Genomic DNA, 14,638 nt, shown 5'->3' with positions numbered 1-14,638 from the left:
AAAATGTCCGGCACGTCGGATTAGGCCACTGACGGACGCACTGACGGGCGCGAGAGTGTGGCCATCGCCACTCCCCCGGGCGTCCGATCCGCGTCATAAGTCCGCGTCCGCGCTCTCCGGCGACGCTGTGATCAACCCCACCCCTGGCGACAAGTCCCCGACACTATCGGGGACTTGCCACCTCTGCGGCACTGATCCGGAGTGAGTCCGGTCCGGACTCGGCGATCCCGTCTGCCACGATGGACGACGCCGTACCCCGGAAGGACCACCCGCCACAGTGCGACAGGGCGCCCTCCCGGCGGCACAGCACCCGACAGATCCGGTGGAGCGGCCGCGCAGCGCAGCCGGCATTCCGAGCTCCCGCCGATTCCTCCACCTGAGTCCCCGGACTCGTCTTTCGAGTACTTCACTGTGTCTTCCTCTTCTGCCACTCCCGTGCCTTCTTCCGCTCCGGCCTCGGCAGCCACTTCCGTACCGCCAGCAAGCGAGTCCCGTTCGCCGTGGCGATCCCTGAAGTACCGCAGCATGCGCTGGTGGTCCGTCGCGAACCTCGTGTCGAACGCCGGGACCTGGATGCAGCTCACGGTGCAGAACCTGCTGATCCTGCAGATCACCGGATCCGCCGCCACCACGGGGCTGTCCGTGTCCGTCCAGGCCGCGCCCGCGCTGCTCATGAGCCTCGCGGGCGGCGCGGCCGTCGACCGCTGGCCCCGCAGACTGACCGCCTCCGTCAGCCAGGCCCTGCTCGGCGGCGTCGCGTTCGTGACGGCCGTCCTCGTGGCGGTCGATCAGCTCAACGTGCCCGTACTGATGGCGCTGGCCGCCGTCACCGGCCTCATCGCCACGGTCGACGCACCCGCGTGTGCCCTGCTGGGCAACGATCTCGTCCGTACCGAAGACGTCCCCTCCGCCATCGGAGTGGGCTCACTGGTGTCCAACGCGGGCCGGCTCGCCGGTACCGCTCTGGCGGGGGTGACGGTCGGCTTCCTCGGCACGGCCGCCGCCTACGCCGCCAACGGGCTGTCCTTCCTCTTCGTCGCCTCGGTCATCCCCTTCCTCCGGCCGGTCTACAAGACGGTCCGGCGCTCCGAGGTGCGTACGCCCGCCGTCCCCGCCCAGCGCGGCACAAAGGGCGCGAGCCAGGACATGACCATGCGGGAGGGCCTGGCGTTCTTCATGCGCCGCCCCCGACTGGTCGCGCTCGCCGGCGTCACCGGGATCAGCGCCGTGTTCGGGCGGAACTACAGCCTCACGCTGGCCGTGCTCGTCACGGGACCGCTCGCCGGAGGTGCCGGAGCGTTCGGCACGGTCTCCACCGTCCTCGCCGCCGGAGGCATCCTCGGCGCCGTCCTGGGCGCCCGGCTGCGCAGGCCCTCCGTACGGCTCGTGGGCACCTTGGCCGCCGCGGGCGGCCTCCTCCAAGCGGTGGCGGGACTCTCGCCGTCACTCGCCTTGTTGCTGGTACTGGTCCTGCCCATGGCCGTGGTGGAGTCCGTTTCCGACACCGCCGGGACGACCGTCCTCCAGACCGACCCGCCCGCCCACCTGCGGGGACGCGTGCTCGGTGTGTGGGGCAGCATCCGTACGAGCTGGGGCCTCGCAGGGCCGCCCGCGCTCGGTCTCCTCATGGAGCTGGCCGGGGCACGCGGCGCCCTCGTGGCCGGTGGGCTGATCATCGCCGGTTCGATCGGAGCGGGGTACGTACTCCGCGAGCGCCGGACCACGAAGCCGGTGGTCCTCCGGACGGAAGAAAGGGACATCACCGCGCAGCGCGGGCTGAGCACCGCCGCCTGAGTCCTCAGTCCTCAGTCCTCGCGTTGAGGAAAACCGTCCCGGTCGGCGAGCCACGCGACTTCGATGCGGGCCCGCGTCCAGTGGTCCTCCGGCGGGCTGTGCCCTGCCGGGGATGCGCCACTGGCCGGCCGCGCGGGAAGACGGCATCGGCGCGGTGTACTGCCTCGCCGTGCGCCGGGGAACGCCCCGGCCGCGGACACCGAGGCGCTGCCCCGGGGCGCACGGGCCGACGTGCTGCTCACCGGACGTCGGCGTGCGGCCCTGGCGCGGATGGGTCTCGTGCCGACCCCGGAAACCGCCCGAAGAGCACGCTCTCGGGCACCGGACCGGGTCATCCGCGCCGGGTCATCCGCGCCGGGTCATCCGCGCCGGGTCATCCGCGCCGGGTCATCCGCGCCGGGTCATCCGCGCCGGGCGGAGCGTAGCCCGTGCGACGGCGCCGCACCGCGCAGAAGTCGTGCGATGCTGTTCAGGTGATGCTGGAGGACCTGGTTCGGCTTCGTCGGGCCCGTGACCGGATGGACCGTGACTACGCGGAGCCGCTCGACGTTCCCGCGCTGGCGCGGGAGGCCTGCATGTCTGCCGGCCACTTCTCGCGCAGTTTCCGTGCCGCCTTCGGCGAGACGCCGTACAGCTACCTGATGACCCGCAGGATCGAGCGGGCCAAGGCGCTGCTGCGGCGCGGTGACCTGTCGGTGACAGAGGTGTGCTTCGCGGTCGGGTGTACGTCGCTGGGGTCGTTCAGCTCGCGGTTCACCGAGCTGGTGGGCGAGAGCCCGAGCGCGTACCGGGCACGCAGTCACGACCAGGGAGCCGCCATTCCGCCGTGCGTCGCCAAGATCTTTACGCGGCCGGTCAGGAACGGAGAAGCGAAGCGCGCCGCCCAGCCGTAGCGTGAACCGCATGGACATCAAGCTGCAGAGTTGCTTCATCGCCGTTGACGACCACGACAAGGCGCTCGCCTTCTACCGCGACGCCCTCGGGTTCGAGGTCCGCAACGACGTCGGGTTCGAGGGGATGCGCTGGGTGACCGTCGGCTCGCCGTCGCAGCCCGACGCGGAGATCGTCCTCGAGCCGCCGCTCGCGGACCCGAACGCCTCCCCCGCCGACCGGCAGACCATGGCGGAGCTGCTGGCCAAGGGCCTGCTGCGCGGAGTGAACTTCTCGACCGACGACGTCGACGCCGCCTTCGAACGGGTGCGCGCCGCGGGCGGCGAGGTGCTGCAGGAGCCGGTCGACCAGCCGTACGGGGTGCGCGACTGCGCCTTCCGCGACCCTGCGGGCAACATGGTGCGCTTCATGCAACGCAAGAGCGAGTGATCCCGCCGACCGAGTTCGGCGGCCGAGACGGTCGGCCGCCGCATCGACAGGAACGCGGCGGCGGCCCTGGTACGCGCGTGCGGCGCTCGGGGGCTGCCCGGAGGCGTCGTTGACCAGCCTTGCGCCCTTCGCGGTGCGGCGCCGTCGTCGACGGCGCCGCACCGCGAAGGGCTGTTACTAGGAGGCCTTGCTCAGAGCAGGGTCGGTGCGCCAGACGAGGGCGAGCTCGGACAGTGGTACGCCAAGTACCTCGCTGAGCCGGACGATGGTGCCGAACGCGGGCGTCGGCAGCCGGCCGGTCTCGATCTTGCGGAGGGTTTCCGGCGAGATCTCTGCGGCCAAGGCCACTTCGACGGGGCTGCGTCCGGCCCGGGCGGTGCGCAACGCGGCCCCGAGGCGTCGGCCCGCCTCGATCTGTTCAGGGGCGAGCGGATGACGAACCATGCGCACATGCTAGAGCCGCAGGTGTCCCGCGGCAACCATTCCACCTGGCCACCTGGTATAAAAATACCTGTCGGTCGCCCCGGGGAATCGAGGATCGCAGTGATCGAGCACAAATCTCCTGAAGACATCGAGCGTATGCACGTCACCGGACAGTTCGTCGGCCAGGTGCTGGCCGAGCTCGCTGACCTCGCCGCCGTAGGCGTCAACCTGCTGGGCCTGGAGCATCACGCTCGCCGCCGGATCAAGGAGCGCGGCGCGGAGTCCTGCTATTGGGACTACGCGCCCTCGTTCGGCAAGGGCCCGTTCCGTAACGTGGTGTGCCTCTCGGTCAACGATGCCGTGCTGCACGGACTGCCGCACAGCTACAAGCTGCGCGACGGGGACCTGCTGTCCATGGACATGGCGGTGCGCATCGATGGCTGGGCCGCGGACTCGGCCCACTCCGTCGTCGTCGGCACCCCGGCCGAGGAGGACCTGCGGCTGATCGAGGCCACCGAGGTCGCCCTGGAAGCCGCGATCAAGGTGGCCCAGCCGGGCAACCGGCTCGGGGACATCTCGGCGGCCATCGGCGCGGTCGCCGCCGAGTACGGCTACCCGGTCAACCTGGAGTTCGGCGGTCACGGTATCGGCCGCACGATGCACGAGGATCTGCACATCCCCAACGACGGTCGTCCTGGCCGCGGTTGGAAGCTGCGTCCCGGCCTGACGATCGCGATCGAGCCCTGGTTCGCCGCCGGCACGAACAAGATCGTCTTTGACCCGGACGGCTGGACGATCCGCTCGGCCGACGGCTCGCGCACCGCTCATTCCGAGCACACGGTTGCCATCACCGAGACCGGCCCGCTCGTGCTCACCCGGCGCCCTCAGAGCAACAAGGGGCTGGAAGACCAGCGGGAGTCATCGGCGACCGGACGCTGACGAGGGCTTCATCGACGATGAAGCCCAGGTGGTCAGCCGGTCTGCCGCGGTTCCCGAGCCGCCTCCGCCCGCACGCGACGAGTACGTGGTGCGCTGCCCGCTCTGCGGGACGCGCACCACGTACTCGGCCACGACCACCGCCGCGGCCAGGGGTTGCGGTCAGTGGCCGACGTAAGCCGCGAGGTGTTCGCCGGTCAGGGTGGAGCGCGCGGCGATGAGGTCGGCGGGGGTGCCCTCGAAGACGACCTTGCCGCCGTCGTGGCCGGCCCCGGGGCCGAGGTCGATGATCCAGTCGGCGTGCGCCATGACCGCCTGGTGGTGCTCGATGACGATGACCGACTTGCCGGAGTCGACGAGCCGGTCGAGCAGGCCGAGGAGTTGCTCGACGTCGGCGAGGTGGAGGCCGGTGGTCGGCTCGTCGAGGACGAAGACGGACCGGCCGCCCCCCTTCTCCACCATGTGCGTGGCCAGCTTGAGCCGCTGCCGCTCGCCGCCGGACAGCGTCGTGAGCGGCTGGCCGAGGGTGAGGTAGCCGAGCCCGACGTCCGCCAGCCCCTCCAGGATCTTGTGAGCCGCCGGCGTCCGTGCCTCCCCGGCGCCGAAGAACTCCTCGGCCTCGGTCACCGACATCGCGAGCACCTCGCTGATGTCGCGGCCTCCGAGGTGGTACTCCAGCACCGCGGCCTCGAACCGCTTGCCGCCGCAGTCCTCACACGGTGTGGCCACCGTCTCCATGAACCCGAGCTCGGTGTAGATGACGCCGTTGCCGTTGCACGTCGGGCAGGCGCCCTCGGAGTTGGCCGAGAAGAGCGCCGGCTTCACGCCGTTGGCCTTCGCGAACGCCTTGCGGATCGGCTCGAGCAGTCCGGTGTACGTCGCGGGGTTGCTCCGCCGCGAGCCGCGGATCGCGGTCTGGTCGATCGTCACCACGCCGTCCCGCCCTGCCACCGAGCCGTGGATCAGGGAGCTCTTGCCCGAGCCCGCCACCCCGGTGACGGCGACGAGCACGCCGAGCGGGATGTCGACGTCGACGTCCCGCAGGTTGTGCAGGCCGGCGCCACGGACCTCCAGCGCGCCCGACGGCGTGCGCACCTTCGGCTTCAGGGCGGCCCGGTCGTCCAAGTGCCGGCCGGTGACCGTATCGCTCTTCCGCAACGCCTCCACGGTGCCCTCGAAGCAGATGACGCCGCCCGCCGTGCCCGCGCCGGGCCCGAGGTCGACGACATGGTCGGCGATCGCGATCGTCTCCGGCTTGTGCTCGACCACGAGCACGGTGTTGCCCTTGTCGCGCAGGCGCAGCAGCAGGCCGTTCATCCGCTGGATGTCGTGCGGGTGCATCCCGATCGTCGGCTCGTCGAAGACGTACGTGACGTCGGTCAGCGACGAGCCGAGGTGCCGGAGCATCCTGATGCGCTGCGCCTCGCCGCCCGACAGTGTCCCGGAGGGGCGGTCGAGGCTGAGGTAGCCGAGCCCGAGCTCCACGAACGAGTCGAGGCTCTCCCCCAGCGCCTTCAGCAGCGGTGCCACCGTCGGCTCGTCGAGGCCGCGGATCCACTCGGCGAGGTCGGTGATCTGCATCGTGACCGCGTCGGCGATGCTGATCCCCTTGATCTTCGACGACCGGGCGGACTCACTGAGCCGGGTCCCGTCGCAGTCGGGGCAGGCGGTGAACGTGGCGATCCGCTCGACGAACGCGCGGAGGTGGGGCTGCAACGCGTCCTTGTCCTTGGAGAGCAACGACTTCTGGATCCGGGGGATCAACCCCTCGTACGTCATGTTGACGCCGCTGATCTTCACCTTGCCGGGCTCGCGGTGCAGGAAGTTGTGCAGCTCGGTCTCGGTGAAGTCGCGGATCGGCTTGTCCGGGTCGAAGAGGCCCGACTCGGCGTAGAACCGCACCGACCAGCCGCCCGCCTTGTAGCCGGGGACGGTGATCGCGCCCTCGTTGATCGACTTGCTCTCGTCGTAGATCTGGGTCAGGTCGATGTCGGAGACCGTGCCGCGTCCTTCGCAGCGGGGGCACATGCCGCCGTGGTAGACGGCATTGCGCACAATGGTCTTCTCACCGGTGGCGCTGGTCATCACGCCGCTCGCCTTCCGCGCCGGCACGTTGAACGCGAAGGCGGTGGGCGGGCCGACGTGCGGCATCCCGAGCCGGCTGAACAGGACGCGCAGGATCGCGTTGGCGTCGGTCACGGTGCCGACCGTCGATCGGGGGTTGGCGCCCATCGGCTCCTGGCCGACGATGATCGCGGTGGTCAGCCCGTCGAGGACGTCGACCTCGGGCCGGGCCAGCGTCGGCATGAAGCCCTGCACGAAGGCGCTGTACGTCTCGTTGATCATCCGCTGCGACTCCGCGGCGATCGTGTCGAACACCAGGGAGCTCTTGCCCGAGCCGGAGACGCCGGTGAACACCGTCAGCCGGCGCTTCGGGATCTCGAGGCTGACGTCCTTGAGGTTGTTCTCGCGCGCGCCGTGCACGCGGATCAGATCGTGGCTGTCGGCAAGGTGCGGCGCAGGCGACTGCGTGTCCGTCTTCGGGGCCATGCTCATCGTGTCTCCATCCGTTGGGCGGGGCCGCCTTCGCGGTCTCCGTCGGTGTCGCCTGGCTGATCTGACAGGTTTGGAACAATACGTGTGGTTCTACTTCGTCGGCGCGGTCGCGGCAAAGGTCCTCCGGCTACCTGATCGGCGGTGCCGGCCGGGCCGGCGCGGCGCCCCGGCCGGCTGAGGAGTCGGACCAGCCAGCCGCCGTCGCGCATCAGCTCGCGATCGGGCGGTTCGTTCGCCGCGGTCGTCGGGCGGCTCAACGGAGCTCCTGGATGCGGATGAGGTTGCCCGCGGGATCGCGGACGGCGCAGTCACGAACCCCGTACGGCTGCTCGGTCGGCCCCTGGGCCACCTCGGCATCGCGGGCCTGCAGCCGCTCGAAGGTGCCGTCGAGGTCGGCGGTGGCCAGGAGGATGCCGGCGTAGGTGCCCTTGGCCATCATCTCGACGATGGTGCGGCGCTCGTCGTCGGTGATACCAGGGTCGGCGGCCGGCGGCTGCAGGACGATGGACGTGCCGGGCTGGTCGGCGGGGCCGACCGTGATCCACCGCATCCCGTCGTACCCGACGTCGTCGCGGACATCGAAGCCGAGGGTGTCGCGATAGAAGGCCAGGGAGGCCTCCGGGTCGTCGTGCGGGAGGAAGCTCGCGAGAATCGTGATGTCCATGGCCGTCACGCTAGCCACGGCTACGTGACCGGCGCTTCTCCATTCCTGACCGGTCGGTCACCTGATTCCGGACCGGTCTGGTCACCTGTTTCGCCAGGCACGACGGGCTGCCCGCCGTCGCGCTGCCGCGCGGCAGGTGGGGCGCGCCAGGCGACGGTGATCCCGCCGAGCGCCGGCTGCCGGTCACATCGGGTGGTTCAGCGAGAGCCCTCCGGCAACACCGGCGGACCCGCCCTCCTCGAGCGCTCGTCCCGCGTGTCCGACGTATCCGATTCAGGCGCCGGCAATCCGAGTACCGCCTCGACGACCTCGACGACCGTGATCCTCAGCAGCCGTTCGTCAGGCGACCGGCCGTGGGCGTCCCCTGGGCGTGCCGAGTCGTCGGCCCCGGGATGCCACAGTGCCCGGTGCCGTGGCTCGGCCGGCGGGCCCCACAAACGGGGGGCGACCGGGCCGAACAGGACGACGGAGGGGGTGCCGAGCGCCGTGGCGAGATGGGCGAGCCCGGTGTCGCCGACCACCACGCAGCGAGCCCGTGCGACGAGCGCGGCCAGCTGATCGAACGGCACATCACGGGCTCCGCCCAGCACCGCGGCCGACGGCAGCCCCGCCTCCGCGGCCACGAACCGCGCCAAGGCCTCTTCGCCCCCGCCCGCGGTCACGACGACATCGTGACCGCGTCGGTGCAGCTCGCGTGCCACGGCCGCGAACCGCTCCTTCGGCCAGCGGCGGGCGGCGGCGTCGGCTCCTGGATGCAGGACGACGGCATCGGGCGCCGGGGAGGGCGTCGCGGGCAGGGGGATCCGCAGTTCCGTCGGGTCCGCCTCGATGCCGTACCAGCCGAGCAGCCGACACCAGCGTTCCCGCTCGTGTTCGTCGTCCCGCCATACGGGGCCGGCGATCTCGGGCATCCGCGGGTGCGCGTACGCGAAGAGTCGCCGGGGCCGCAGCCGCTGGAGCAGCAGATGGCTCTGGGGGCCGTTGCCGTGCAGGTCCACGGCGAGGTCGGGTGGGGGCCCGGTCCAGGGCACTGTCGCGGGCACCGCCCGTCCGGGTGCGGAGGCGGGCAGCAGTCGGTCGACCAGTCCGGTGGCCGCCGCCGGCTCGGTCAGTCGCTCGGAGGCGGCCAGCGCGATCTCGTGCCCGTGCAGATGCCGTCGCAGTGCTCGTAGCGCGGGCACCGCCGTCAGCAGATCGCCCAGTCCCAGTGCGCGCAGCACCAGCACCCGGGGCTTTGTCCCGGTGCTCATGGCGGCGGTGTCCGCAGTGGTACGGAGGCCTGTGCGGCGCGGCGGGCCAGCAGGGTGGTGGAGCGGCCGTCGAGGTAGGGCAGGACGACCGCCTGCCCGCCCCAGGTGCGCAGTACCTCTGCCTCGGGCAGGTCCTGGACCGAGTAGTCGCCGCCCTTGACCCACACGTCGGGCCTCAGACGGCTCAGGAGTGCTTCGGGTGTGTCCTCCTCGAAGACCGCGACGGCGTCGACGCTGCCGAGGGCCGCGAGGACGCGGACGCGGTCCGCCTCCGGGTTGAGCGGGCGGCCCGGGCCCTTGCGGCGGGCGAGCGACGCGTCGGAATTGAGGCACACGATGAGGCAGTCGCCGATGCGCCGCGCGCTTTCCAGCAGGCCGACATGGCCGGCGTGCAGCAGGTCGAAGCAACCGCCGGTGGCCACCACCGTGCCGCCGCGCGCTCGGACGCGCTCGGCGAGAGCGAACGCGTCGGTCCCGGGGGCGTCCTCGGGGCGGGACGCGGACGCCGTCCGCCACAGCGCCGGGTTTCCGGCGCCGCCCGCCGCCACGAACGCCGCGGCCTCGGCGACCGCCCGCTGCACGGCCTCCTCCGGGAGCGCACCGTCCGCCAGAGCCGCCGCCGTCGTCGCGGCGAAGCAGTCGCCCGCACCGCACGGATCACCGGTGGCCCGGTACGGCACCGGGACGAGCATCGGCGTACCGGTGCCTGGCCTGGTCAGCAGCACACCGCGTTCTCCGAGGGTCACGGCGACGCCCGCCGCGTGCCAGCGGTCCGCCAGCTCCGCTCCTCGCTCGGCGTAGGCGCGCAGTGAATCGCCGTCGCCGGGGCACAGGGCGTGCGCCTCCGCCGCGTTCGGGGTGACGAGCCGCGCTCCGGGCACCGGAGTGTCGCCCTTGGGGTGGGGGTCCCATACGAGTGGTGTGCGGTGGGCGACGGCCGCCAAGTGCGGTCGTACGGCGCTCGCTGTGTGCCGGCCATAGTCGGCGACGAGGACGGCGTGGGCCTGTGCCAGCGCTTCCCGTACCGCGCCGTCCGGCTCGCCGGGCGTCCCGCCGCCCCGGTCGATCCGCACCACGGGACGGCCGCTCGCCAGTACGCGGGTCTTGACCGGCAGGGTGCCGTCGAGCGGTAGCTCCACAAGGCGGACCCTGCCGCGCAGGTCACGGCGTACGGCTTCGCTGGCGGAGTCGTCCCCGAGCGCGGTCACCAGGATCACTTCGCGACCGCCCCGGGCTGCGAGCGCGGCGGCCAGCCCCGCTCCGCCGGGATGACACCGGTCGCCGGTGACGTCGACGACGGGGGCCGGGGCGTCCGGGGACAGCCGGGTGGCGACGCCCTCGATGTCCTCGTCGAGCAGGACGTCTCCGACGACCACAAGGGGCTGCGGCTCGTTCACGATGCCCTCCGGTGGGCGGCGACCGTGCTCGGGGCGGGGGCGAGGGCCGCGTCGAAGCACTCGCAGAGCAGGTGTACGGCGACGAGATGGGCCTCCTGTACGGTCGCCGTGCCGTCGGCGTCGATGCACAGCGCCTCGTCGGCGGCCTCTGCGAGGGGATTCGGCCCCGGCCCCGTCATCGCCCAGACGCGCAGCCCGGCCGCCCGGCCCGTCACGGCCGCCGTGATCAGGTTGGCGCTGCGGCCGGACGTGGACAGGAGCATCAGGACGTCCCCGGGACGGCCGTGGGCGGACACCTGCCGGGCGAATACGTGCTCGAATCCGTAGTCGTTGCCGATGGCGGTCACGCTGGATGTCTCCGCGTGCAGGGCGATGGCCGAATAGCCGGGCCGCTCCTGGCGGTACCGTCCCACCAGCTCGGCGGTCAGGTGCTGGGCCTGTGCGGCGCTGCCGCCGTTGCCGGCGGCCAGCAGCCGGCCGCCGGCGGGAAGGACGACGGCGAGCCGGCCGCCCCACTCGGCGATCCGGCCGAGGCCGTCCCGGCGGAACCGGCCGAGTGCTTGCTGCAGTGACCGGCAGTGCAGGTGCGCGGCATCGAGTGCAGGGGATGCAGAGGATTCGTACATGCTGATCGGGCGTACCGCGTCGTGGAGGACGACGGCCGGACCCGCACCTCCTTCGGACGTCGGTGCTGCGCGGTCGGTCGGACCTGTGCGTGTACGGGTTATCCCTGTACGAGTGGTCCCTGTACGGGTGTCAGATCACCCCCGTCACGGCGGGCTCGGCGTCGAGCACCGAGCAGTACGCCTCCTCGGTGGCCGCCGCGACCCTCGCCCAGCCGTACCGGCTCAGGACGCGGCGCCGGCCGGCCGCCCCGCATGCCTCGCGCGTCGCCGGGTCGGCGAGGAGTTCCCCGGTCGCACGGGCGAGGGCCTCGGAGTCCCCGGGCGGCACGAGGCGTCCGGTGCCGGGGTCGGCGATGGTGTCCAGCTGCCCGCCGACGGCGCTGGCGACGACCGGCTTTCCGCAGGCCATCGCTTCCAGCGGGACGATGCCGAACGGCTCGTAGTCCGCGGGGCACAGCACCACATCGGCGGCCCGCAGCAGCGGCGGCACCTCCTCGCTGGGTACTCCGCCGGTGAAGCGGACCCGGTCGGCGACCCCGGCGGCGCGGGCGATGCCGCGCAGCCGGCGCACCTCGGGGTCCTCGTCGAGCCGGTCCGCCGCGGGGCCGCCGACCACGACGAGTTCCGTGTCGGGCAGCAGGGTCAGCGCGGCGATGGAGACGGCGGCGCCCTTGCGGGGGACGAGGCGGCCCAGCTGGAGCAGTTGGTAGCGGTACGGGCCACGGTCGGCGGCCGGTCCCCGGGGCGTGAACCGGTCGGTGTCGACACCGCACGGCACGATGGTGATGCTTTCGGCGGATATGCCCATCCGGGCCAGCTCGACGACCTCGTCACGACAGGTGGCCATCACCCGGTTGCAGCCGAGGCCCACCTCCGTCTCCCAGGCGATCCGCGTGGGCGGACTCGTGTCGGCGTCCTGCTGATGCCGTCGCTTGACCGTGCCGAGCGCGTGATACGTGTGCAGCATCGGCAGCCGCAGCCGTCGCGCCGCCCACAGTGAGGCGAGACCCGACATCCAGAAGTGCGAGTGCACCAGGTCGGGCGGCCGGGAACGCCAGGTCCTGGCGAGGTGGCGGCCGAAGGCGCCCATGTGGGGCAGCAGTTCGTCCTTGGGTATCTGCTCCGGCGGTCCCGCGGGCACATGGTGCACCTCGACGCCTTCGCGCAGCGGCACCCGGTCCGGCAGGTCCGGTGAGTCCCGGCGGGTGTGGACGGTGACACGGTGTCCGCGGTCGGCGAGTGCGCTCGCGAGGCAGGCGACGTGCACGTTCTGGCCGCCCGCGTCCACCCCGCCCAGCACGGCGAGGGGACTCGCGTGCTCGGAGACGAGCGCGACCTCCATCGTGTCCGGGCCGAGCAGGCCGGGGGACATGCCGGTGGGTGTGCTGAGGTAGGTCATGCGCTCGCCTCCGTCATGACGCGCTCCCAGTCCTTCAGGAAGCGCTTGAGCCCGTACCGCCCGAGGGCCGCCTGTCGGGCGCGTGCGCCGTCCTCGGCGGCGGCCTGCGGTTCCTCCAGGTAGTGCCGGGCGGCCCGCGCCAGGACGTCCGGGCGGGTGGACAGCGTGCCCGCGCCGGGCGGGACCGCCTCGACCGCTTCCGTGGTGCCGAGCGCCACGACGGGCATGCCCAGGTGCATGGCCTCCAGGAGGGAGAGGCCGAGGGACGTCCAGCGCGCCGGGTGCAGATAGAAACGGCGCCGCGCCAGAGCCGTGTGCAGCTCCCGCTGGGGCAGATCGGCACTGCGGCAGCGGTCCTCCGCTACGCCCAGGTGCTCGGCGAGGCCTTCGGTGCCCATGCCGAAGACGTCCAGCGGCGCCGCCTCGGACAGGGCGGGCAGCAGGTCCGTACCGGTGCGACGGCCGCGCCGTACCGGCTCGTTGACGACGACGGCCGCACGGGCGAGCCGACCGGTGTACTGGTGCCCCGGGTCGACGATGCCGTGCTCGATGACCTCGGTGCGGGTCGAGCCGCAGTCCCAGAACAGCCGGTTGAAGTGGGTGACGTGCACGAGGGTCAGATCGTCGCGGTCGGCGAACGGGTGCCGGGTGTCGGGGACGTCGCCGTCCGGTGCGTTGTGCTCCAGATAGACGGCGGGTACGTCCCGGCCGGGGCGGCGGCCGCCGAGCCAGCGGTGGGCGAGCAGCAGTTCGTGCGGCCGCTGGAGGACGACCAGGTCCACCGGCGCGTCCCGCAGTTCCTCGGGGGTCGCCTCCCGGACCGACGCGGGCCAGGAGAACGTACGGGCGCGGCCGAGCCCGTCCGGGTCGCGGGCCGGTGTGACGGGAACGAGGTAGGTGTGCGGGCCCTGGACGAACGCCGTCGTCCAGGAGCCGTGCACATGCCACAGCAGGATGTTCATACGGTCGCTCCTCGTTCCGTTTCGGAGCCGTCGCCCGGTCCGGTGGGCGGGTCCGCGCCGGGATCCGTCCGCTCGTCACCGAGCGCGGCCACGGCGGCGAGCACCTCGGCGTCGCCGATCCCGTCGAGGCAGGGGTGCCCGGGCAACGGGCAGTGGCGGGCCCTGCTCCCCGCGCACGGCGCGTCCTGATCCCCGAGCAGTACGTGCGGCACGCCGTACGGTCCCCAGCGCTCCGCCGGAACCACCGGCGCGAACAGACAGACGACGGGCGTCTTCACCGCGGCGGCGAGATGCGCGGGCCCGGTGTTGCCGGCCACCACCACCCGCGCCCCGGCCAAGACGCCTGCCAGCTGCCGCAGATCGGTGGCGCCGCCGAGGTCCAGCGCGTGCTGTCCGGCGACCTTCGCGGTCAGCTCCCGCTCCGCGCGCCCTCCGGTGACGACGACGCGGTATCCCTCGGCGGAGAGGGCGGCGGCAGCCCGGGCCGCCCGCGCGGGGCTCCACGCGCGGGCGGGTACGGCGGCGCCGGGATGGAGCACCACATACGGCTCGGGTCCGGTGAGGTGTGTGGTGTCGAGCGGCGCTTCGATACGCAGCGACCCGTCGTCGCCGGGCGGCAGGGCGAATCCGGCGTCCTTGGCCAGGTCGAGCGCCGCGAACGCTTCGTGCCGGTGGGGCAGCCGGCGGTGCCGCAGATCGAGCAGGGCACCTGGATAGTCCTCGCTGTCGGCCGCCGTCCAGCCGACCCCGGCCAGCTTCAGGAGCAGCGCGATCGGCAGGGGACTCTGGTGGTACGAGACGAGCACGAGCGCCCGGTCGAAACGGTGGGCCGACAGCGTCTCCAGCAGTTCGCGTGTCTCCGCGCGGGACACCGCCGCCGGTTCGAAGCCCACCCACGGGGCGTCGTACACCAACACGTCGTCCACACCCGGCAACAGCCGCCCCGCCTGGACCCCCTGCGGCCCGCACAACAGCGCGGTGTACGAGGAAGCGGCCGCCACCGCGCGCACGGCGGGACCGGCCAGCAGCACGTCACCGGCACTGTCGAGACGCACGACGAGAGTGCGGGGAAGGGTGTGGGGAGCGGTCATCACGACTCCCCCTCGACTCGCCCGACGCGTTCGGCCCCGTACGCGGCATCATCCGCAGGCACGCCGTCGACTGGGCGCACGGCCGCCACCCGGCCCGGCCCGAATTCCACCTGCCACCCGGCGTCGGCCCGATACCCGGGCTCAGACCCGCCTGGCGCGCGCCGCGCCGGACATACACCCTCAGCCGCATCCACCGGCCCCGGCCAACCCGCCCCAACCT

At 72.4% G+C, this 14,638-nt stretch carries 13 protein-coding genes; 4 read left to right on the top strand and 9 right to left on the bottom strand.

Annotation, left to right across the window (positions count from 1 at the left end; translation table 11 throughout):
- The first annotated feature begins 525 nt into the window (after nt 1-525).
- The 3 genes from G5C60_RS30380 to G5C60_RS30370 all read left to right on the top strand — a co-directional run bounded on the left by G5C60_RS30380 (nt 526) and on the right by G5C60_RS30370 (nt 3,114).
- Nucleotides 526-1,794, top strand: coding sequence for an MFS transporter (locus tag G5C60_RS30380; RefSeq protein ID WP_241267184.1), 1,269 nt, complete (start codon nt 526-528; stop codon nt 1,792-1,794).
- Nucleotides 1,795-2,267: 473 nt separating this feature from the next.
- The gene (locus G5C60_RS30375; RefSeq protein ID WP_165264213.1) at nt 2,268-2,687 is read left to right on the top strand and encodes a helix-turn-helix domain-containing protein; all 420 of its coding nucleotides are present in this window, start codon (nt 2,268-2,270) and stop codon (nt 2,685-2,687) included.
- 10 nt (nt 2,688-2,697) lie between these two features.
- A complete protein-coding gene (locus G5C60_RS30370; protein ID WP_165264194.1) occupies nt 2,698-3,114 on the top strand; it encodes a VOC family protein in 417 nt (138 codons plus the stop codon).
- A 177-nt stretch (nt 3,115-3,291) separates the two neighbouring features.
- Here the strand turns inward: G5C60_RS30370 and G5C60_RS30365 are convergent, their stop codons facing one another.
- Entirely contained in the window at nt 3,292-3,558 is a 267-nt protein-coding gene (locus G5C60_RS30365; RefSeq protein ID WP_165264193.1) for a helix-turn-helix domain-containing protein, read from the bottom strand.
- A gap of 99 nt (nt 3,559-3,657) precedes the next feature.
- Between G5C60_RS30365 and map the strand changes: the two genes are divergently transcribed.
- Entirely contained in the window at nt 3,658-4,476 is an 819-nt protein-coding gene (gene map / locus G5C60_RS30360; RefSeq protein WP_165264192.1) for a type I methionyl aminopeptidase, read from the top strand.
- Between the two features lie 159 nt (nt 4,477-4,635).
- On the opposite strand, the gene G5C60_RS30355 is transcribed toward map, so the two are convergent.
- The 8 genes from G5C60_RS30355 to G5C60_RS30320 form a co-directional block, all read right to left on the bottom strand.
- On the bottom strand, nt 4,636-7,029 hold the full coding sequence (locus tag G5C60_RS30355) for an ATP-binding cassette domain-containing protein (protein ID WP_165264191.1): 2,394 nt from the start codon (nt 7,027-7,029) through the stop codon (nt 4,636-4,638).
- Nucleotides 7,030-7,282: 253 nt separating this feature from the next.
- Nucleotides 7,283-7,693: a VOC family protein gene (locus G5C60_RS30350; protein WP_206440182.1), complete on the bottom strand. Its 411-nt coding sequence runs from the start codon at nt 7,691-7,693 to the stop codon at nt 7,283-7,285.
- 197 nt (nt 7,694-7,890) lie between these two features.
- Nucleotides 7,891-8,943, bottom strand: a complete 1,053-nt coding sequence (locus G5C60_RS30345) for a glycosyltransferase family 9 protein (protein WP_165264189.1) — start codon at nt 8,941-8,943, stop codon at nt 7,891-7,893.
- A complete protein-coding gene (rfaE2, locus tag G5C60_RS30340; RefSeq protein ID WP_165264188.1) occupies nt 8,940-10,340 on the bottom strand; it encodes a D-glycero-beta-D-manno-heptose 1-phosphate adenylyltransferase in 1,401 nt (466 codons plus the stop codon). Before rfaE2 ends, G5C60_RS30345 begins: the two co-directional genes overlap by 4 nt.
- Nucleotides 10,337-10,966 carry a D-sedoheptulose-7-phosphate isomerase gene (locus tag G5C60_RS30335; protein WP_165264187.1) on the bottom strand — a complete coding sequence of 210 codons (630 nt, stop codon included), beginning with the start codon at nt 10,964-10,966 and terminating at the stop codon, nt 10,337-10,339. Before G5C60_RS30335 ends, rfaE2 begins: the two co-directional genes overlap by 4 nt.
- 130 nt (nt 10,967-11,096) lie before the next feature.
- The gene (locus G5C60_RS30330) at nt 11,097-12,338 is read right to left on the bottom strand and encodes a glycosyltransferase (RefSeq protein ID WP_165264212.1); all 1,242 of its coding nucleotides are present in this window, start codon (nt 12,336-12,338) and stop codon (nt 11,097-11,099) included.
- A 23-nt stretch (nt 12,339-12,361) separates the two neighbouring features.
- Nucleotides 12,362-13,327 (bottom strand): glycosyltransferase, encoded by a 966-nt coding sequence (locus G5C60_RS30325; RefSeq protein WP_165264186.1) that lies wholly within the window; start codon nt 13,325-13,327, stop codon nt 12,362-12,364.
- Entirely contained in the window at nt 13,324-14,418 is a 1,095-nt protein-coding gene (locus G5C60_RS30320; RefSeq protein ID WP_165264185.1) for a glycosyltransferase family 9 protein, read from the bottom strand. Before G5C60_RS30320 ends, G5C60_RS30325 begins: the two co-directional genes overlap by 4 nt.
- Nucleotides 14,419-14,638: the final 220 nt, after the last annotated feature.

The organism is Streptomyces scabichelini, from assembly GCF_011045015.1.
Classification (GTDB): Bacteria; Actinomycetota; Actinomycetes; order Streptomycetales; family Streptomycetaceae; genus Streptomyces; species Streptomyces scabichelini.
The sequence above is the reverse complement of the archived record's forward strand: the minus strand, read 5'-3'. Positions and strand labels throughout refer to the sequence as shown.